15 protein-coding genes are annotated in these 20,177 nt (G+C 75.5%); 6 read left to right on the forward strand and 9 right to left on the reverse strand.

What is annotated here, in order from left to right; translation table 11 throughout:
• Window positions 1-181 precede the first annotated feature (181 nt).
• From ACH4K1_RS27345 to ACH4K1_RS27355, 3 genes are all read left to right on the forward strand, one after another.
• Window positions 182-3,955 (forward strand): ABC transporter ATP-binding protein, encoded by a 3,774-nt coding sequence (locus tag ACH4K1_RS27345; RefSeq protein WP_398092236.1) that lies wholly within the window; start codon window positions 182-184, stop codon window positions 3,953-3,955.
• Window positions 3,956-4,134: 179 nt separating this feature from the next.
• Window positions 4,135-4,584 (forward strand): hypothetical protein, encoded by a 450-nt coding sequence (locus ACH4K1_RS27350; protein WP_398092237.1) that lies wholly within the window; start codon window positions 4,135-4,137, stop codon window positions 4,582-4,584.
• A 148-nt stretch (window positions 4,585-4,732) separates the two neighbouring features.
• Window positions 4,733-6,217 (forward strand): S28 family serine protease, encoded by a 1,485-nt coding sequence (locus ACH4K1_RS27355; protein WP_398092238.1) that lies wholly within the window; start codon window positions 4,733-4,735, stop codon window positions 6,215-6,217.
• Between the two features lie 162 nt (window positions 6,218-6,379).
• On the opposite strand, the gene ACH4K1_RS27360 is transcribed toward ACH4K1_RS27355, so the two are convergent.
• The 9 genes from ACH4K1_RS27360 to ACH4K1_RS27400 form a co-directional block, all read right to left on the reverse strand.
• Entirely contained in the window at window positions 6,380-6,973 is a 594-nt protein-coding gene (locus tag ACH4K1_RS27360; protein WP_398092304.1) for a hypothetical protein, read from the reverse strand.
• Window positions 6,974-7,237: 264 nt separating this feature from the next.
• A complete protein-coding gene (locus tag ACH4K1_RS27365) occupies window positions 7,238-9,070 on the reverse strand; it encodes a glycoside hydrolase family 3 protein (RefSeq protein WP_398092239.1) in 1,833 nt (610 codons plus the stop codon).
• Window positions 9,071-9,346: 276 nt separating this feature from the next.
• Window positions 9,347-10,135: a sugar phosphate isomerase/epimerase family protein gene (locus tag ACH4K1_RS27370; RefSeq protein ID WP_398092240.1), complete on the reverse strand. Its 789-nt coding sequence runs from the start codon at window positions 10,133-10,135 to the stop codon at window positions 9,347-9,349.
• 144 nt (window positions 10,136-10,279) lie between these two features.
• Window positions 10,280-10,903, reverse strand: a complete 624-nt coding sequence (locus tag ACH4K1_RS27375) for a GAF domain-containing protein (protein ID WP_398092241.1) — start codon at window positions 10,901-10,903, stop codon at window positions 10,280-10,282.
• A complete protein-coding gene (locus ACH4K1_RS27380) occupies window positions 10,887-11,870 on the reverse strand; it encodes a S8 family peptidase (protein WP_398092242.1) in 984 nt (327 codons plus the stop codon). Before ACH4K1_RS27380 ends, ACH4K1_RS27375 begins: the two co-directional genes overlap by 17 nt.
• Window positions 11,867-15,193 (reverse strand): adenylate/guanylate cyclase domain-containing protein, encoded by a 3,327-nt coding sequence (locus ACH4K1_RS27385; protein WP_398092243.1) that lies wholly within the window; start codon window positions 15,191-15,193, stop codon window positions 11,867-11,869. Before ACH4K1_RS27385 ends, ACH4K1_RS27380 begins: the two co-directional genes overlap by 4 nt.
• 194 nt (window positions 15,194-15,387) lie before the next feature.
• Window positions 15,388-15,606, reverse strand: a complete 219-nt coding sequence (locus ACH4K1_RS27390) for an aroma-sacti cluster domain-containing protein (RefSeq protein ID WP_398092244.1) — start codon at window positions 15,604-15,606, stop codon at window positions 15,388-15,390.
• Entirely contained in the window at window positions 15,603-16,376 is a 774-nt protein-coding gene (locus tag ACH4K1_RS27395) for an iron-containing redox enzyme family protein (protein WP_398092245.1), read from the reverse strand. Before ACH4K1_RS27395 ends, ACH4K1_RS27390 begins: the two co-directional genes overlap by 4 nt.
• Complete coding sequence (locus tag ACH4K1_RS27400) at window positions 16,373-17,584, reverse strand: radical SAM protein (protein WP_398092246.1); 1,212 nt, start codon at window positions 17,582-17,584, stop codon at window positions 16,373-16,375. Before ACH4K1_RS27400 ends, ACH4K1_RS27395 begins: the two co-directional genes overlap by 4 nt.
• A gap of 325 nt (window positions 17,585-17,909) precedes the next feature.
• Between ACH4K1_RS27400 and ACH4K1_RS27405 the strand changes: the two genes are divergently transcribed.
• The 3 genes from ACH4K1_RS27405 to ACH4K1_RS27415 all read left to right on the forward strand — a co-directional run bounded on the left by ACH4K1_RS27405 (window position 17,910) and on the right by ACH4K1_RS27415 (window position 20,172).
• Window positions 17,910-18,071 (forward strand): hypothetical protein, encoded by a 162-nt coding sequence (locus ACH4K1_RS27405; protein ID WP_199876400.1) that lies wholly within the window; start codon window positions 17,910-17,912, stop codon window positions 18,069-18,071.
• Between the two features lie 166 nt (window positions 18,072-18,237).
• Window positions 18,238-18,387, forward strand: coding sequence for a hypothetical protein (locus ACH4K1_RS27410; RefSeq protein ID WP_398092247.1), 150 nt, complete (start codon window positions 18,238-18,240; stop codon window positions 18,385-18,387).
• Window positions 18,388-18,729: 342 nt separating this feature from the next.
• On the forward strand, window positions 18,730-20,172 hold the full coding sequence (locus ACH4K1_RS27415) for an MFS transporter (protein ID WP_398092248.1): 1,443 nt from the start codon (window positions 18,730-18,732) through the stop codon (window positions 20,170-20,172).
• Window positions 20,173-20,177 lie beyond the last annotated feature (5 nt).

Here is a 20,177-nt window from a genome sequence, read left to right on the forward strand (position 1 = left end):
GCCCGGCTCCGCGCGCCCCGTGCCCACCACCGGTCGCCGGCCCCGTGCACCGTCCCGTTTGTTACGGCGGGATGAAATCCCGGGCGGGGGGTGTTGGTGCCTTCCGGCGGGCCGGGTGGGACCAACCGGGCCCGCCGGACCAGCGGACAGGCCGCGGAGCAGGCCGGACAGGAGGCAACGCGTGACGGACGCAGAGCGACAGGGGTGGGGCCGGCGGCTGACCGGGTACGCGTGGCGGTACCGGCGCAACGTCGTGCTCGCCCTCGGCTCGTCGCTCGCCGGCATGGCCGTCATGGCCCTCGTCCCGCTCATCACCAAGGTGATCATCGACGACGTGGTCACCGACCGCACCCGCTCCCTCGCCCTCTGGACCGGACTGCTCGTCGGGGCGGCCGTCCTCGTCTACGCGGCCACCTACATCCGCCGGTACTACGGCGGCCGGCTCGCCCTGGACGTCCAGCACGACCTGCGTACGGACATGTACGCGACGATCACCCGGCTCGACGGGAAGCGCCAGGACGAACTGTCCACCGGGCAGGTCGTCGGCCGCGCCACCAGCGACCTCCAGCTGATCCAGGGGCTGCTGTTCATGCTCCCGATGACCATCGGGAACGTGCTGCTCTTCCTGATCTCCCTGGTGATCATGGCGTGGCTCTCCCTCCCGCTGACCCTCGTCGCCCTCGCCGTCGCCCCCGCCCTCTGGTACATCGCCCGCCGCTCCCGCACCCGCCTCTTCCCCGCCACCTGGTACGCCCAGAGCCAGGCCGCCGCCGTCGCCGGAGTCGTCGACGGGGCCGTCTCCGGGGTCCGGGTGGTCAAGGGCTTCGGTCAGGAGGACCAGGAGACCGGCAAGCTCCGCGAGGTCGGCCGCCGCCTCTTCGCGGGGCGGCTGCGCACCATCCGGCTGAACTCCCGCTACACGCCCGCCCTCCAGGCCGTGCCCGCGCTCGGCCAGGTCGCCATGCTCGCCCTCGGCGGCTGGCTGGCCACCCGGGGCGAGATCACCCTCGGCACGTTCGTCGCCTTCTCCACCTACCTCGCCCAGCTGGTCGGCCCGGTCCGGATGCTCGCCATGGTCCTCACCGTCGGCCAGCAGGCCCGCGCCGGTGTGGAACGCGTCCTGGAGCTGATCGACACCGAGCCCTCCATGGCGGACGGCACGAAGGAGCTGCCCGCCGACGCCCCGGCCGGGATCGAGTTCGACGACGTCCGCTTCGGCTACGCTCCGCCCCGCTCCGACGACGCCGCCGGCACGGACCTCGGAGGCGAAGCCTCCGAACGCCCCGTCCTCGACGGGTTCTCGCTCACCGTCGAACCCGGCGAGACCGTCGCCGTCGTCGGCGCGTCCGGCAGCGGCAAGTCCACCCTCTCCCTCCTGGTGCCCCGCTTCTACGACGTGTCCCACGGCGCCGTCCTCGTCGGCGGCCACGACGTCCGCGAGCTGACCCAGGCGTCCCTGCGCTCCGCGATCGGACTCGTCCCGGAGGACAGCTTCCTCTTCTCCGACACCGTCCGCGCCAACATCGCCTACGGCGTCCCCGACGCCACCCAGGAGCAGATCGAGCAGGCCGCCCGCGCCGCCCAGGCCCACGGCTTCATCTCCGACCTGCCCGCCGGGTACGACACCACCGTCGGTGAGCACGGCCTCACCCTCTCCGGCGGCCAGCGCCAGCGCGTCGCCCTCGCCCGCGCCATCCTCACCGACCCCCGGCTCCTCCTCCTCGACGACGCGACCTCCGCCGTCGACGCCCGCGTCGAGCACGAGATCCACGAGGCCCTCAAGCAGGTGATGGCGGGCCGCACCACCCTGCTCATCGCCCACCGCCGCTCCACCCTCCAGCTCGCGGACCGCATCGCCGTCCTGGACGGCGGGAAGCTCGCCGCGCTCGGCACCCACGAGGAGCTGGAGCGCACCTCGCCCCTCTACCGCCGGCTGCTCACCGACCCCGACGAGCTGGGCGGCGCCTCGCCCGGCCACCGGCCGCCGCGGACCGCGCCGGAACCCGACGACGACCGCGCCCTCCAGGAGGAGCTGGACGCGGAGTTCGACGCGGAGCGCGGCATCACCCCCGACCTGTGGATCCGCGAGGAGGAGGAGCGGGACACCACCGTCGCCGGGATGCCCGCGACGCCCGAACTGCTCGCCCAGGTCGAGGCGCTGCCCCCGGCCACCGACGCCCCCGAGGTCGACGAGGCCGCCGCCGTGCGCCCGGAGGAGTCGTACGGGCTGCGCCGGCTGCTGCACGGCTTCGGGGCGGCCCTGCTCCTCAGCTTCGGACTGGTCGCCGTGGACGCGGGCATGGGACTGCTGCTGCCGGTCCTCATCCGGCACGGCATCGACGAGGGCGTCACCCAGCTCTCGCTCGGCGCGGTGTGGGCGGCCTCCGCGATCGCGCTCGTCGTCGTGCTCGTCCAGTGGGCGGCCCAGACCGGCGAGATCCGGATGACCGGCCGGACCGGCGAGCGCATGCTCTACGCGCTCCGGCTCAAGATCTTCGCCCAGCTCCAGCGGCTCGGCCTCGACTACTACGAGCGCGAGCTGACCGGCCGGATCATGACCCGGATGACGACGGACGTGGACGCGCTCTCCACGTTCCTCCAGACCGGACTCGTCACCGCGTTCGTCTCCGTGGTCACCTTCTTCGGGATCATGGCCGCCCTGCTCGTCCTGGACGTCCAGCTCGCCCTGGTCGTCTTCGCCACCCTGCCCGTACTGATCGTCGGCACCGTCTTCTTCCGGCGCAGCAGCGTCCAGGCGTACGAGCTGGCCCGGACCCGGATCAGCGCCGTCAACGCCGACCTCCAGGAGTCCGTCGCCGGCCTCCGTATCGTCCAGGCGTTCGGCCGCGAGCACGACGGGGCCGCCCGCTTCGCCGAGCGCAGCGACAGCTACCGCCAGGCGCGGGTGCGCGGCCAGTGGCTGATCTCCGTCTACTTCCCGTTCGTCCAGCTCCTGGCCTCCGTCGCCGCTGCCGCCGTCATGATCGTCGGGGCGGGCCGGATCGAGGCGGGCACGCTGACCACGGGCGCGCTGGTCGCCTACCTCCTCTACATCGACCTGTTCTTCGCCCCCGTCCAGCAGCTCTCCCAGGTCTTCGACGGCTACCAGCAGGCGACCGTCTCGCTCGGCCGCATCCAGGAGCTGCTGCGCGAGCCCACCTCGACCGCCGACCCGGACGAGCCGCGCCCCGTGCCCTCCCTGCGCGGCGAGATCGCGTTCGAGGGCGTGTCCTTCGCGTACGGCTCCGACGAGGAGGCCCTGACCGGTGTGGACCTGCGCATCCCGGCCGGTCAGACGGTGGCGTTCGTGGGGGAGACGGGCGCCGGGAAGTCGACCCTGGTCAAGCTGGTCGCCCGGTACTACGACCCCACCAGCGGCCGGGTCACCGTCGACGGGGCCGATCTGCGCACCCTCGACACGACCGCCTACCGCCACCGCCTCGGGGTCGTCCCGCAGGAGGCGTACCTCTTCTCCGGCACGGTGCGCGACGCCATCGCCTACGGGCGGCCCGACGCCACCGACGCCCAGGTCGAGGCCGCGGCCCGCGCGGTCGGCGCGCACGAGATGATCGCCACGCTGGAGGGCGGCTACCTCCACGAGGTCGCCGAGCGCGGCCGCAACCTCTCCGCCGGTCAGCGCCAGCTCGTCGCGCTGGCCCGCGCCGAACTGGTCGACCCGGACATCCTGCTCCTGGACGAGGCCACCGCCGCCCTGGACCTCGCCACCGAGGCCCTGGTCAACCAGGCCACCGACCGGCTCGCGGGCCGCCGCACCACGCTGGTCGTCGCCCACCGGCTGACCACCGCCGCCCGCGCCGACCGCGTCGTGGTCATGGACCGCGGCCGCGTCGCGGAGGACGGCACGCACGAGGAGCTGTTGGCCCGGGGCGGACGGTACGCCCGGCTGTGGCGCACCTTCATAGGGGAGGACGAGCCGGCGGCCGTCGTCCGATGACGGCCGGGCCGTCCGGGCCCGCTCCGACCCGGTCCGGTGCGGCCGTGCAACCTCCCACCGGTCTCCTGCGTCGTAGCCAGAGACGCACGAGTGCGTACAGACGTCAGGTGGGGGCAGAGGTGTTCGACAGGGCTGCGGGACCGTCGGGGCCGGCACGACGGGGCGGACCGGGAACGGCCGTGTCCGGGCCGGACGGACCGGGGACGGCCGCCGGTTCGGGCAGGGTCGCCGGACGGTCGTCGGCCGCGTTCCGGGAGCGGCGGCTGGTCGTCCGCCTCCTCGTCCTCCCCCTCCTCGCCGGATTCGTTCCCCTCCTCGCCGCCCCCGGCCCCGCGCACGCCGCCGCCGGCTGCTCCGGCCGCCCCGCGAAGACCGTCGAGTTCTCCACCGGGGAGCTGCGCGTCTACAAGAGCCGCTCCCAGGCGTGCGCGGTGACCGTCGCGAAGAAGCCCGGCAAGCGGCGGACGATGAGCGTCACCCTCCAGGCACGCGGCGGACACCCCGTCACCGACAAGGGCTCGTACACGAGGATGGCCGGGCCCGTCACGGTCAGCGCGCTGAACCGCTGCGTCCGGGCCACCGGTGCGATCGGCAAGAAGTCCGCCTCCACCGGGTGGGTCCTCTGCTGAACCGGCCGGATCGGCAGGCTCAGCCGAATCCGCCCCATTCGTCCGCCACCCGGTCGATCTTCTCCACTGACCCGGGCAACCGGGTCTGGCGTGGCGTGTGTTGCCCCGATAAGTTCACGGCGAATGTTGTGAACCAAGGGGAGGGTGCATGCGCAAGTCGCTCACAGGGGTTCTCTCGCTCGCCGTGCTCATAGGCACGGTCGGAGCCGCGGGGGCCTCGGCCGGTGCGGCCACCGCCGCGGAACCGGCCGCGCAGCGGAGCAGCGGCGCTGTCGCCGGCAGCGAAGCGAGCAACGAGGACATCAAGGACCGCATCCTGGCGATCCCGGGTATGAGCCTGATCGAGGAGAAGCCTTACGCGGGCTACCGCTACTTCGTCCTCGAGTACACCCAGCCGGTCGACCACAAGCGCCCGTCCAAGGGCACGTTCCAGCAGCGCCTGACCCTGCTGCACAAGGACGTGAGCCGCCCGACGGTCTTCTTCACCAGCGGCTACAACGTCTCCACCAACCCCAGCCGCAGCGAGCCGACGCAGATCGTCGACGGCAACCAGGTCTCCCTGGAGTACCGCTTCTTCACCCCGTCGCGTCCGGCCCCGGCCGACTGGACCAAGCTGGACATCTGGCAGGCCGCCAGCGACCAGCACCGGGTGTTCACGGCGCTGAAGAAGATCTACGACAAGAAGTGGCTGGCCACCGGCGGATCCAAGGGCGGCATGACCGCCACGTACTTCGAGCGCTTCTACCCGAAGGACATGGACGGCGTCGTCGCCTACGTCGCGCCCAACGACGTCGTCGACAACGAGGACTCGGCGTACGACCGGTTCTTCCGCAACGTCGGCACCCAGGAGTGCCGCGACAAGCTGGCCGGAGTGCAGCGCGAGGCGCTGATCCGCCGGGAACCGCTCCAGAAGAAGTACAAGGAGCTGGTCGCGGAGCAGGGCTGGACCTTCAACACCGTCGGCTCCCTCGACCGCGCCTACGAGGCCACGGTCATGGACTACGGGTGGGCGTTCTGGCAGTACAGCCTGCTCGCCGACTGCGCGGACATCCCGGCGGACGCGAAGAAGGCCACGGACGACGACATCTGGAACTCCGTCGACGCCGTCTCCGGCTTCTCCGCCTACGTCGACCAGGCCCTGGAGAGGTACACCCCGTACTACTACCAGGCCGGTACGCAGCTCGGGTCGCCGGACATCAAGCAGCCCTGGCTCGCCAAGCTGAGCCGTTACGGCTACCAGCCGCCGCGCAACTTCGTGCCCCGCTCCATCCCGATGACGTTCGACCGGGGCGCGATGCGGGACATCGACCGCTGGGTCAAGCGCAACGCCCGGCAGATGATGTACGTCAACGGCGAGAACGACCCGTGGAGCGCGGAGCCGTTCCGCCTCGGCCACGGCGCGCGGGACAGCGCGGTCTACACCGTCCCCGGCGGCAACCACGGCGCGAAGGTCTCCGGCCTCCCCGAGGCCCAGCGGGCGAAGGCCACCGCCGCGATCCTGCGGTGGGCGGGCGTCGCCCCGGCGGCCGTCGAGGCGGACCCGGCGAAGGCGAAGCCGCTGGCGAAGTTCGACACCAGGCTGGACCGGCGCAACGGCGAGGTCGAGCGCGACGAGGCCACGCTGCGCCCGTAGCGCCCGTAGCGCCCGTACCGCCCGTGCGCTTCCGCGGGCGTCCGCGGCATCCGGGCCCGTCCGCGTGGACGGCCCCGGCGGGTGGCCCCTGGCGGGCCGCCCACCGGGGCCGCCCTGTGCGCCGTGGGCCGCACCGCGTGGGCCGGGCCCGCCGGCCCGCCGTCACCATGCGGTGGACCGGCGGGCGCACCCCACCGGTTTCGGCCCGCGCAGGGAGACGTACAGGTCGGTCTCGTCCGGGCACTGCGCCCGCCGCACCACCGCCGACTCCACCCGGTAGCGCGGGGCGCGTCCGCCCGTGTCCGCGCAGGCGGTCTCCGTGACCTCGCCCCCGCCGGAGGCCGTGACGCAGTCCCCGACCACGGTGAGCGGGCCGCCGCCCCGTCCCGGGTCGCCCGGATGCGGCGGCTCCAGATGGCGCATGCAGGCGTAACCGGTGGTGAGCCGGGAACGGGCCCCCGCCCCCGTCTCGGACACGTGCAGCACGAAGTCGGTGGGGTCCGGGCAGGGCGGTCCCGACGACGGGGTGCCGAGGTGCCGGGCGAGCACGGTGGCCACGGCCTTCTCGCTGCGGCAGAACACCTCCCGGATCTCCGGGCCGCGCGAGCTGCAGTCGCCCGGCCCGAGGAACACCACCCCGTACGGGGAGGGGCCGGGCGGGCCGGGGGAGGGCCGTCCCCGGTCGTCGGCGGCCGTGCCGTCCGGACCCTGGCAGGCCGTCAGGAGCAGGGCGGCCACCAGCAGGACCGGCAGCAGGAGGAACCGCGGGAGAGAGTGCGGGAGGACCCGCGGGGGACCCGGCGGGAGAGGCTGAGGGAGGACCGGCAGGCGGACCTGCGGGAGGGCCGGAACCGGCGACGGGCTCCGGAACCCCGGGGAAACGTGATCGTCCATGAAGTGACCCCCGATACGTCTCTCCAGACGTACACCTGGCGCGGCCCGCCGGAGCGGGGCCACGCCAGATGCGCGGGGTGCTTTGCGCCACCCGCCGGGCGCCGGGGTCGTTCCTTCGCCGTAGGGCTAGTACGACAGCCCGTGGCCCACCGGATACAGCACCTGCGTCGGGTCGTCCGCGCGTTGCACCGGGACCGGGAGGGTGCCCTCCGGCTCGGCGCGGCCCGCGATCACCCGGGCCGCGGCGCGCAGTTCGACGTCGGTCCAGGAGTAGGCGGCGAGGCTCGCCGCGACTCCGGCGCCGGTGAGGTGGGCGATGTCGTACGGGTTGCGGACGGCGACCGCGACCACCGGGACGCCGGTCGCCACGAGCGCGGTCACCAGCCGGCGCTGCGAACTCGCCGCCGTGACGTTGTACGTGGCCACGATGACCGCGGACCGGCCCCGGGCGGCGGCCACCGCCTCGTCGATCTTCGCCTGGCTGGGAGCCGTGCCGGTGGACAACGCCCGTGCGGTGAAGCCCAGTTCGGTGAACGCGGTGGCCAGGGTGCTGGTCGGCGGGCCGGTCGTGCCGGAGGGGGAGGCCGGATCGGCCCCCACCACCAGCAGGTCGCGGTGGGTGCGGCGGGAGAGCGGCAGCAGCGATCCGGGGTTGTCGAGCAGGGTCGTCGTGCGCTCGGCGATCCGGTCGGCGGCGGCCCGGTGGGCGCGGCTGCCGACCGTGCGGTCGACGCCCCGGCGGCTGACGAACGGGTCGCCGAACAGGCCCAGCCCGCTCTTGAGCCGCAGGATGCGCAGGACCGATTCGTCAATCCGGGCCTCGCTGATCTCACCGCTCCGGACCGCCTCCACCACCGCGTTCCAGGCGACGGAGAGCTTCGGCGGGTTCAGCAGCTGGTCCACGCCCGCCAGCAGCGCGAGGACCGGCACCCGGTCGTCGCCGTACTTCGTGCGCACCCCCTCCATGCCGAGGGAGTCGGTGACCACCACCCCGTCGTAGCCCAGCTCCTCGCGGAGGATGCCGGTGAGGATCGGCCGGGAGAGCGTGGCCGGGTCGCCGGACGGGTCGAGGGCGGGGACCACGATGTGCGCGGTCATGATCGAGTCGATCCGGGCCCGGATCGCGGCGCGGAACGGCGGGGCGTCCAACTCCTCCCACTGGGCGCGGGTGTGGTGGATGACGGGCAGCCCGGTGTGGCTGTCGGTGCTGGTGTCGCCGTGGCCGGGGAAGTGCTTGGCGGTCGCCGCGACGCCCGCGCCCTGGTAGCCCTTCACCTGCGCCGCGACCAGGTCGGCCACCGCGTCGGGGTCGGAGCCGAAGGACCGTACGCCGATGACCGGGTTGGCCGGGTTGACGTTGACGTCGGCGTCGGGCGCGTAGTTCTGGTTGATGCCGAGCGCGGCCAGTTCCGCGCCCGCGATCCAGGCCGCCCGCCGGGTGTCGGAGCGTGAGCCGCCCGCACCGAGGGCCATCGCGCCCGGCAGCAGCGTGGCGGGTTCGCCGACCCGGCAGACGATGCCGTGCTCCTGGTCGGTGGAGACGAGCAGCGGGACGCGGGAGGGCCCGGCGAGCGCGGCGCGCTGGAGGCCGTTGGAGAGGTCCGCGATCTGGTGCGGGTCGCGGGTGTTGTGGGCCCAGGTGAAGTAGATGATGCCGCCGACGTGGTACGTGGAGATCAGTTCGGCGGCCGTGCGGACCCCGATCTCTTTGAGGTTCGCGTCGATGTCGGCCTGGTCGGGCTCGGTGGCGGAGTGCCCGTAGACCCGCATCACGAACAGCTGGCCGACCTTCTCCTCCAGGCTCATCCCGGCGATGATCCGTCGCAGCCGGCGGTCGGTGGAGGCGTTGGCGGAGTGCGCGGAGGCGAGGGCGGGGGCGGCGAGGCCGCCGGTGGCCGCGGCGGCCGTGACGGCGGCGGTGGCGGTGAGGAGGGTGCGTCTTGAGGTGCGGTGGGGCACGTGAGCTCCTTCCCGGGGTGAAAGAAACTTTCAAAGAAGTACGCTTATCTGGAAAGTAACTACCGGTCAAGAGGGCGGGCCGACACCGAAGCGGCGCGCAGCCGAAAGAGTGGGCGGGCCCGGGGCCCGGAGCCCGGAGCGGCGCCCGGCCGCCCCGCACCTCTCCGTCCCCGACCCCGCCCTGTGCTCCTCGGTCGCCGGCCCCGCCGCGCGTGCCCGCCCCGCACCTCTCCGTCCCCGAACCCGCCGCGCCCTTCCCCGCACGCCCGACGGCCGTTACTGCTTCGGCGCCCCGATCCGCAGCAGGTGCTCCCGTCCCGCGCCCAGCAGCCCCGGCAGCTCCGCCGCCCCCGGGTGCCAGCGCTTCTCGTACTCCCAGCACACCCACGTCTGCGGGTCCAGCCCGTCCAGGCACTCCCTCAGCGGCAGCACCCCGGCGCCGAGCGGCAGCGGAGTGAGGTCGTCCGCCGACGCCACGTCCTTCACCTGGACGTACCCCAGGTGCGGGGCGAGCACCGCGTGGCTGGCGACCGGCTCCTCACCGGCCAGCCAGGTGTGCAGCACGTCCCAGATCGCGCCGACCCGGGGATGCCCGACCAGGGCGACGACCCGGGCGACGTCCAGGCCCCCGCGGTGGGTGTCATGGGTCTCCAGCAGGATGCTCACGCCCATGTCGGCGGCGGCCGGGGCGGCCGCGCCGAGCCGTCGGGCGGCCGTGGCGTCGGCCTCCTCCCGGTCCTGGTCGCCGCCGCCGGGGAAGACCCGGACGGAGGAGGCGCCCAGGTCCCGGGCGAGCTCCAGCAGGGCGGACAACTCCGCGAGGACCGGTTCGTCGTCCCCCTCGGCGGCCACCTGGACGTACCCGGCGAGGGCCACGATCTCCACTCCGGCGGCCTTGAACGTCTCCACCACGTCGGCCCGTTCCAGGGAGGAGAGCCCCAGGTGGACGGGGTCCTCGGGGTGGACGCGCAACTCCACTCCCTGGTAGCCGTTCCCGGCGGCGAGCCGGGCGACCTCGGCGACCGGCGTCCCCGGCACCCCGAGCGTGGAGAAAGCGAGCTTCATCGTGCGTGTCCTTCCCTTGTGCCGACGCCCCGCTCCTGCCCCGCCGGTCCGATGGCTACTCCCGGGGGCGGGCGACGCGGCCCGGCGCGCGAGCGGCGGCTCCCGTGCGCGACCCGGTCCGCGCGACGCCGTACGCGGACCGGCTCAGCCGGCGCCGCGCAGCAGCCGCTCCAGGCTACCCAGCAGCCGCAGCGCGTCCTCCCGCCGCGCCCCCTCCAGCGCGGGTCCGCCGAACACCGCGCGCTCCTCGGCCTCCCGCACCCGCTGCGGGGTGAGCACCCGCAGCGCGGCGGCGGCCTGCCGGGCGAACATCGCGAGCAGGTCCAGCTCCCGCACCCCCGACCGGGCCTGCGGGGAGGGGTCCAGCACCTCCAGGACCCCCAGGACGCGGGCGTCGCTGATGAGCGGGGCCGCCATCAGGGAGTTCGGTACGTACGCGGTCGACTCCGCCAGCGAGCGATCGAAGGACGGGTCGTCGCTCAGGTCGTCCACCACCATCGGCTCGCCCGATGTCGCCACCCAGCCGGCGATCCCGCGCCCCGCCGGGAACCGGCGGCCCACGAGGAACTCCTCGCCCTGCCCGGAGACGGCCTGGAAGACCAGCTCGTCCGCCTCCTCGTCCAGCAGGAAGACGGAGCTGGCCTCGGCCCCGAAGATGGCGCGGGCCACGTCGACGACCGACTGGAGCAGCTCGTTGCGCGGGGCGTCCGCGACCGGGGCGGTGGGGGAGAGGGGGGAGGCGGAGGCGGATTCAGTTCTCGGAGTCATCACGGACATCTCCTGCCGCAGGGGTGGGGCGCGGCGCGTGGCGCACATTGGCCGCGGAGAGGTAGAGGGCGTTCTTGAGCTGGAAGGCCGTCATCCGCGGGTACGCGGACAGGACACGGGCGCACAGCCCGGCGACATACGGCGTGGCGAAGCTGTTCCCCGTGGTGCGGATCGTCCGGCCGCCGAGCCAGGGCACGGACACGTTCTGGCCCGGCCCGAAGAACTCCACCGGCGGGTCGGGGTTGTACAGGTGGAGGCCGGGGTCGTCCTCCTGGTGGCTGCCCACCGAGATCACCGAGGCGAACCGCCACGGGAAGCTCTCCACCGGGGTGTTGTGGGCGGAGGCGACGATCACCGTACGGGCGAAGTAGGCGCTGTCGGCCAGGTCGTGCAGCTCCTGGGCGAAGCGGGTGCGGGTCGTGGACAGGCTGAGGTTGACGATGTCGAAGCGCTGCTCCACCGCCCAGCGCAGCCCGGCCATCAGGACGTCGCCGGTGCCGGAGAACCGCTCCCCGAGCACCCGCACACTGTGGATCTCGCACTCCGGGGCGGTCCGCCGGACGATGCCCGCGCACGCGGTGCCGTGTCCGCAGGTGTCCCCGGTGGTGGTCGGCTCGACGGTGATCGCACCGCTCTCCCCGTCCTTGACGACCACCCACGACCCGGCCAGGGGGCCGACCAGCGGATGGTCCCGCTCCACGCCCGAGTCCACCACGCAGACGCGGACGCCGCGTCCGGTGGCGGGGCCGGCGGGGCGGCCGAGCGGCGGCCCGGCGTCCGCCAGCACCGGTACGTCCTCCGGCCCCCGCCCGCGCAGACTCCAGGTCAGGCCCCGTCCCGGGGCGGTACGGGTCGCGCCCGGAGCGCCCGGAGTGCCCGGAGTGCCCGGAGCGGTGGGAGCCCCCTCCGGGCCCGTCCGCGTCGGGCCCGGTCCCGCCGGTGTCCGATCCGGTTCCGTGGTCGTCATCGGCCGGCTCCTCTCCTCGTCGTGGCCATCGGTCCGGCCGGGTGCGCGAGGAACGCGGCGGCCCGGCGCGCCCCCGGCAGATGCCCCTTGCCGGTGTAGTGCGCCTCGGCCGCCCGGGCGGACGCCTCGGCCTCCGGCAGCCGCCCCAGGGCGGCGAGCGTGTGGGCCCGGTCCAGCTCGGCCGCCGCCTGCACCAGCGGGGAATCGGTGAGCAGCGAGGCCCGTACCGCCTGCTCCGCGTGGCGGGCCGCCTCCCCGGGCCTCTCCCGAACGGCCAGCCGGGCCCGCAGGCCCGCCAGGTCCACCGCGTCGGCACGGCTCAATCCCGATGTGTCCCCGACCTCCGCCAGCCGGGCCGCGGCCCTCCCCTCCCGGCCCTCGTCCAGCTCCAGCCGGGCCGCGTCCAGGGCCACCGCCGTCCGCATCCCGGCGGCCCCGGTGCGCCGGGCCGCCGCGTCCGCCCGGTCGAGCAGCTCCAGCGCGGTGGCGTGGTCGCCGCGCAGCGCCTCCACCGTCGCCCGGAACACCGGGAGGAAGACCTCCGCCTCCGCGAACCCCAGCTTCCCGGCGAGCCGTTCCGCCTCGGCCAGGCAGCCGTGCGCGTCATCGGTCCGCTCCTGGAGCGCGTACAGCACCGCCAGCGGGCAGTTGAGCGTGACCCGGACCGTGGGCCGGCCCGCGCCGTGCGCCGCCAGCAGCGTCCGGCAGCGGATCACCGCGGTGGGCACCGGGACCGGGCCGCGCCACAGGGAGATGCCGATCGCGCCGAGCGCCCCGGCCCGCTCCGGTTCCGCCCCGGCCAGCACCGCGTGTTCCAGGGCCCGCGCCTGGTCCCGCTCCGCCTCCTCGTGCCGCCCGGACCGCTGGAACTGCTGGGCGAGCCGCACGTGGGCCCGGGCCCGGCCCACCGAGTCCCCGGCCGCCTCGAACACCGGGAGCACGGTACGGGCCACGGCGGCGGGTCCCGGCCCCGGGCCGCCCGGGTCCAGCACCGCTAGCGCCAGCCGGGCGTGCGCGGCCTCCACCTCGTCGGCCGCCGAGTCCCGTACGGCCCGCAGCAGTTCGGCCCCCTCGGCGGTCCGGCCGAGCGCCACCCGCACCTCGCCCAGCCGCCGTGTCGCCGCCGGGTCCGCCGGGCACAGGTCCACCGCCCGCTCCAACAGGCCGTGGGCCCAGTGCAGGTCGGACCGGGCGGCGGCCTGCGCCCCGGCCCGGCCCAGCGCGGCGGCGGCCCGGTCGCGCAGCCCGCGCGCCCGGTCGTCCAGCAGGCCCAGCTCGGCGCGGTAGCGGTAGGCGCGCTCCAGGTGGCCGCCGACCGCGCCGTCGCCGCTGCGCAGCACACTCGGCAACTCGGCGGCCCACGCGTGGCGTTCCGCCTTGGCCCGTTTGGAGAGGGAGGCGTACGCGACCTCGTGCACCAGACCGCTGCTGAACCGGTACACGGCCTCCGCCCCGTCCCCCCGAGGACCCGACTCGACCAGCCGGCGGCCGCCCAGCACCTCCAACGCCCGCTCCACGCGCCGACGCCGATCGGCGGCCGGGCCGGCGGCTCCGGCCGCTCCGGCGGGACCGGCCGGGCCGCCCTCCCCGCTCCGTACGGACTGCTCCAGCCGGGCCAGCTCCCGAGCGGTGAACTCCCGTCCGATCACCGCCGCCAGGTCCACCACTTCCCGCTCGGGCCGGGCCAGCGCCCCGATACGCGCGCCCAGGAGCGCCTGGAGCGTGGGCGGCAGGTCCTCCTCTCCCGCCCCGCCCGTCCGGTCCGTACGGTCGCCGACCAGGAGCTGTTCCAGATAGAGCGGGTTGCCCCCGGCTCGCGCCAGGAGCCGTTCGTCATACGGGGGCCGGTCCCCGGCCCGCCCCGGGGGCCGGCCGTCCAGCGGGCCCGGACCGCCCTGCGGACCGGTGAGAGCGGCGGCGAGCCGGGCCGCCTCCCCGTGCGCCAGCCCGGTGAGCTGGAGCCGGCGCGCACCGGCCGGGAGGCCGTCGTCCCCGTCCGGCCCGTCCGGGCGTCCGGCGCAGAGCACCAGCACCCCGGCGCACCCCGTGCCGTCCGTCAACCGGCGCACCGTGCGGACCAGCAGCGGGGCCGCCGCGTGCCAGTCGTCCAGCACCAGCACGACCGGGCGGTGGCGGGCCGCCCGGCCCAGGACCGCGGCCAGGGCAGCGCACATGTCCTCGAAGGGCGCGTTCGGCGTGCCGTCGCGCAGCAGGCCCCCGGACAGCAGGGCCATCGCGTCGTCCACCGCCAGCCCCTCCGCGGCGTCGGCCGCCGTGTTCCCCGCCGCGCCGGGGGCGGCCGCGGCACAGGAGGGGGCGGCGGCGGTCGCCGCCATCAGCGAACGCACCGCGTCGGCCAGCGGGGCGAGGGTGCCGTGGTCCCCGTAACTGCGGCACCGTCCCGCGCCGTACGCCAGTGCGCCGGCCGCCGACCGCTCCGCCAGCCACTCCCGTACCAGCCGGGTCTTGCCGATGCCCGCCTCCCCGGCGACCCGCAGCGGCCCGGCCGCGCCCTCGCGCACGGCGGCCTCCAGCGCGGCGTCCAGGGCCTGCCGTTCGCGCGTGCGCCCGATGAAGGGGACGTCGAAGCGGCGCAGCAGCTCGGGGTCGTCCGCGCCCAGGGCGAGCAGCCGGTACGCCTCCACGCTGTCCCGCTTGCCCTTCAGCCGCAGCGGCCCGGTGGGCTCGGCGCTCACCGTCGGCCCGGCGGCGAGCAGGGTCTCCGGCCCGATCAGGATCTCCCCCCGGCCCGCGTTCTGCTCCAGCCGGGCGGCGATGTTGACGGTCTCCCCCGAGACCAGGGCCTGCCGTGCGGTCCGGTCCGAACCCGCCACCACCTGGCCGGTGTTGACGCCGATCCGGGTGGCCAGCTCGATCCCGAGGGTGGCGTCCAGCTCCTCGTTCAGCCGGGCCAGCGCCCGCCGCATCCCGAGCGCCGCCGCCAGCGCCCGGCGGGCGTCGTCGTCCCGGACCACGGGGACGCCGAACACGGCCATCACCGCGTCCCCGATGAACTTCTCCGGGGTGCCGCCGCGCGCCACGATCTCCGCGCTCATCGCTTCGAAGTACCGCAGGGTCACGGCTCGCAACGTCTCCGGGTCGAGCACCCCGGACAGGGCGGTGGAGCCGACGAGATCGCAGAACAGCACGGTCACCGGCTTGCGTTCGTCCCCGGAAGGCGGCGCGACGGGGGCCTGCCCCGCGACGGGCGTCCCGGCGGGCCCGGTCGGCGCGGCGGCCCCGGCGGGTGCGCACGGTGTCCCGCAGGACGAGCAGAACCGGGCCGTGGGCGGCAGGTCCTGCTGGCACGAGGGGCAGTTCATGGCGGGTCCTTCTCTCCCGGAGGCCGTGCGGTCAGGGGTGGCGGGCGGCTCGCGGAGGCGCGCGTCGCAGCGGGGCGGGCGGCAGCGGTACGAGCCGGGGCGCCCGCGCCGGACCCGTACCGCTGATCCGCGGGCCGGGCGCCGGGGCCGGTGGCCGGTGGGCCGGTCACCGGCCACCGGCCGTCCTTCCCCGGTCAGAACAGGGCGCCGCCGGCGATCTCGCCGTGCGCCTGAACCTCCGGTCCCACGGCGTCCAGCCTCCTCTTCACGTCCAGCAGCAGCGCCAGCTCATCCGGCGTCAGCTCGCTCAGCACCTCGCGCTGCTCCTCGGTCAGCAGGTCCACGGGGAACCCCGCCTCGTACAACGCGGCGGGCAGCGGCGGAGGTCCGCCGCTCTCGGGTGGTCCGGTCATGGTGTGACTCCCATCGGTGGGACGGGTCCGGCTCCCCGCGGCGACGGCGTCGGCGCGGAGCGCCCGAGCCGGACGAACAGCCGGGTGAGCGCGTCGAGGGAGTGCAGGGCGCTGACGGCCACGGCCGCTTCCCGGTCCCGGCCGAGCGGCAGCCGGTCCAGCAGCGCGTACAGCTCGTCCAGGTGCTCCGAGTCGAGCGCCGCGTGCTCCCGCACCGTCCGCAGGGCGGCGGCGGGCAGCCCGGTGAACCGGGCGACCCGGGCGGTCAGGCCCGGGGCGGGCGCGTACCCCTCCAGCACCGCGATGTAGCCGAGGAGGGCGACCGGGTGGTGGTGCTCGATCCAGTAGTACTGGGAGCCGACGAGCGAGGCGATCAGCGGGGAGGGCAACGGGCCGAGCGCGTCCTCAGGGGCGCCGCCCGCCGCCCGCAGGTCCTCCAGCAGCCACGCGTCGTGCCCCTCCTCCTCCCGGATGTGCTCCTCCAGATAGGCGGCGAGCGGCCCCGCGAGCGGGTCGCCCGAGAAGGCCCGGGACCGGGCGCGGTCGAGCGCCAGCCCCATCAGCGGGACGGAGGCGCGGATGACGGCGTGCATGGCGCACAGGTACGCCCGGTAGCGCGCCGCGAGGTCGTCGGCGCGCCACATGTGGGCCGTCGCCCCCCGGAACTCCGGTTCCAGCAGCAGGAGTTTGGTCCGCAGCCGGGCGGAGGCCCCCGGGGCGGCGGAGCGCGCGCCGGTGGTCCTCGCGCCGCCGCCGGCCGGGGCGCTCATCGGGCGGCCTCCGTGCCTGTGCCGTCCGGGGCGTCCGTGCCCGTGCCGTCCGGGGCGTCCGTGCCCGGCGGACCTGGCGGACCCGCGACGACCAGGGGCGCGTACGCCGCGCAGCCGTGGCGGCGGACCACGCCCCGCGCCCCCTCCCGGGAGCCGCGCAGCGCCGCCGTCAGGTCCAGCAGCGCCCCGGCCGCCCCGCTCGCCACCGCACGGGCCCCGGCCGCCGCGGCCCCGTCGCCGCCGAGCGCCCGGCAGCCGTCGCAGTAGGAGCCCGGCCGGGGGCCGGAGCCGTACCGGGCGGCCAGATGCGCGGGCCCGACCGTGCGGAGCATGCGCAGCATCGGGGACTCCAGGGCCCGGCGGCGTACCGTCCCCCAGTCGTCCTCCGCGATGTGGCCGAGGTCCAGGTGGGGCGGTACGGGCCTGCGGTCGACGGTGTCCTGGTTGCAGCAGGCGACCACCCGGCCGTCGAAGGCGACCACCGGCCAGGCGGCCATCGAGCACGGGGACGCCTCGGCGGGGTCCGGCCCGGTGCGGGCCGCGCGCGCCCAGGAGGCGGCCCGGCCGAACGGCCGCACCTCGTTGACCAGGCACGGCACCTCGCCCCCGAACTCCTCCCGCACGGCGCGGGTGAGGCCGGCGAGATACGGGTCGGAGCCGCCCGTCCCGGTGAGGTGGAGGCTCACGGCCACCCCCTCCTCCCGGACGAGGTGCAGGGCGCGGAAGACCTCGGCGCGCGACACCTCGCGTTCGTGGTGGACGTCGAGGGAGGCGGAGAAGTGGTCGACGGAGCGGATCGCGCGCAGGATGGCGGGCGGAATCGCCGCCCCGCCCCGCCCGCGGGGGCCGCCCCCGGCCGTACCGCCGCGCGGGGCCGCCCCGCTCCGGGGGCCGCCGTCGCGGGCGAAGAACATGCCGCTGAGCAGCGCCGTACGGGAGCCGGTGCGCCGGGCCAGCGTGCTCAGCCGCTCCGCCAGCGCGGGCAGGAGCAGCGGCTCCCCGCCCGTGAGCATGACCACGTCCGGCCGGTTCTCCCCGGTGAACGAGGAGACGAACCGCTCCAGTTGACCGGGGTCCGGCTCCTGGCGGGTGAGCGGGCCGGACCCGGTCGAGCAGTGCCCGCAGCTCAGCGGGCAGCGCCGGGTGAGGCCGATCAGCAGACCGCCGGCCGGGAAGGGCCGCCGTGCGACGAGTTCGGCGAGTTCCATGCGGGCCGCCTCCTTCGGGGCCGGGGCGCGTCGGGCGCGTACCCAGGCTGGGCGCCACCGGTTCGAGGACGGTCCGACGGCGCTTCGGCAGCGGTATGGGCCCAGGTCGGGGCGGGTTCCCGGCGCCCCGCCCGGCCGCGCCGGACCGGCCCCCACCACCGGGAGCTGGTCCGATACCGCTGCCATACCGGCGGCGAAGCGATCGCCAGGCCCGGCTTCCTAACGTTCTCCGCAACGGCAGGCACCAGGCCCGCCGCACCGGGCACCGGAGGGCTCCGCCCTCCGCGGTCCCGGGTCCCGCAGTGACGAGTGGATGGAGACCACCATGTCCGAGAACACGAAGCCGGCCGGCGACGAGACCAACGAGACCCCCGAGGTCGAGGCGCACTCCGTCCTGGACCTCCAGGAGACGTCCGTCCACGGCGACCGCGACATCATCGCGCCCCCCGGCAACTGCATCAGCGTGCTGAGCGTCGTCGAGAACTGACCTCCCCCGGTCCGTCCCGCGCGACGGGCCTCGCACACCGGACCCGGGGCCGTGTTCCCCGGGGCTCCGGTCCCGGTTCCGCCGCGGAGGGCGACGAGCCTGCGGTCCTCCCGCGACGCCGGCCAATTTCCGGCCTTCCCGCAGTGACGAGTGGATGGAGACCACCATGTCCGAGAACACCCAGCCCACCGGCGAGGAGACCCCCGAGGTCGAGGCGCACTCCGTCCTGGACCTCCAGGAGACGTCCGTGCAGGGCGGCGAGCAGACCGACGGCAACTGCATCAGCGTGCTGAGCGTCGTCCAAGCGCAGCGCTGACCCTCCGGGCCGGGCGCCACGGCCGGGCGAGGCCGACACCTCGCTCCCGCGGCGCCCGGCCGGCGGCCAGGCGGTACGGGGCGGCTCCGCGACCGGCGGGGGCCGCCCCGCCGCGCTTCCGCGCACCGCACCCCCCGGCCGCGGTTCCGCGCACCGTCCGGGCCGCCGCGCTTCCGCGCCCCTGCCGCCCCGTCGCGTGCGGACCCCGCCGCGCCCGCCTCGCCGCCGAACCGCCCGGCCCCGCCGGGCCGCCGCGCCCCCTCCGTACCGCCGAACCCCCGCTCGACCTGCCGCACGTCATGCCGCCCGCCCGCCCACCCGCCCACCTCAGGGAGCCTGCCGATGGCCACGCCTCTCCGCTCCAACCGGGACTTCCGGCTGCTCTGGATGAGCGGCCTGTTCGCCGTTCTGGGCAGCCAGATGGGGGCCCTCGCGCTGCCCCTGCTCATCCTCAAGGAGACCGGCTCCCCCGTGCAGGCCGGCACGGTGGGGACCGTGTCCATCTGCGCCGTGCTGATCACGATGCTGCCCGGCGGGGTCATGGCCGACCGGGTCGAACGCCGACGGCTGATGCGGCTGTGCGACGTGGGGAGCCTGCTCGCGGTCACCGCGCTGACCGTCGCGGTGTGGAACGGCCACGCCCCCATGGCGCTCGTCCTGCTGGTCGCCACCGCCGGGGCCGTCCTCAACAGCGTCTACGCCCCCGCCGCCTTCGGGCTGCTGCGCGCGGTCGTGCCGCCGGACCAGATGGGCACGGCGACCGCCCGGCTCCAGGCGCGTACCGCCACGGTCCGGCTGGTCGGCCCGCTCGTCGGCGGCGCGCTCTTCGGCCTCCACGACGTGCTGCCCTTCGCCGCCCAGTTCCTGGGGCTGTTCCTGTCGACCGTCTGCGTGGCCCTCGTCCGTACCCGCTCGTCCGCCCGCAAGAAGGCGGGCTCGGTCCTCAGCCGCGCCGAACTCACCGCGGGGCTCAGCTTCCTCTGGCGACTTCCCTACCTGCGGACGGTTCTGCTGGTCTTCGGCCTCGGCATGAACTTCGCCTTCGGCGCCCTCACCTTCACGGCGCTCGCCGTCTTCTCCGAGGGCGGCCGGTCGGGGCTCGGCGGCGGCTTCGTCATCACCTGCGTCTCCGCCGGGGCGCTCGCCGGGGCGCTCCTGGCGCCCCGGCTCTCCCCGGACCGCCGCATCCGGCCCCTGCTGGTCGTCACCTGCTGGAGCTGCGTGGTGACGGCCGGGGCGCTGGCCTGGCTCAGCAGCCCGCTGATGGCGGGGCTGCTGTGCGCGGTGTGCATGTGCCTCTCGACGGTCGCCAGCATCGGCTTCCTGTCGACCCTGCTCGTCGTCACCCCCGAGGACCGGGTCGGCCGGGTGCAGAGCGCGGCCTCCTTCCTGTCCTCGATCGTCCAGCCGTTCGGCCCGCTCGCGGGCGGCGCGCTGCTGACCGCGCTCGGCCCGCGCAACGCCTTCGGCGTGGTCGGCGCGGTGCTGGCCGTCTCGGCGGCGGTCATGACGCTCGCCCCCTCCGTCCGGACGGGCGCGGTCCCGCCGCCCGCGGCGCCGGAGGCTCCCGAGGTCCACGAGGCCCACGAGGCCGACGAGGTCCACGAGGCCGAGGGGGTCCACAGGGCCCACAGGGTCCACGAGGCCCGGGAGCCGCTCGGCGCGCCCGGCCCGTACGGGGTGGCCCCGGCGGCCCCCGGCGCGCCGCCGGCGACGTCCCCGCCCCTGGCGAACGCCCCGGCCCGCCCCGCCCACGAAGCCGCCGGTCCCGGCGTCGCACCCTGAGGAGG

Source organism: Streptomyces sp. NPDC017448 (assembly GCF_044330565.1).
Taxonomy (GTDB): Bacteria; Actinomycetota; Actinomycetes; order Streptomycetales; family Streptomycetaceae; genus Streptomyces.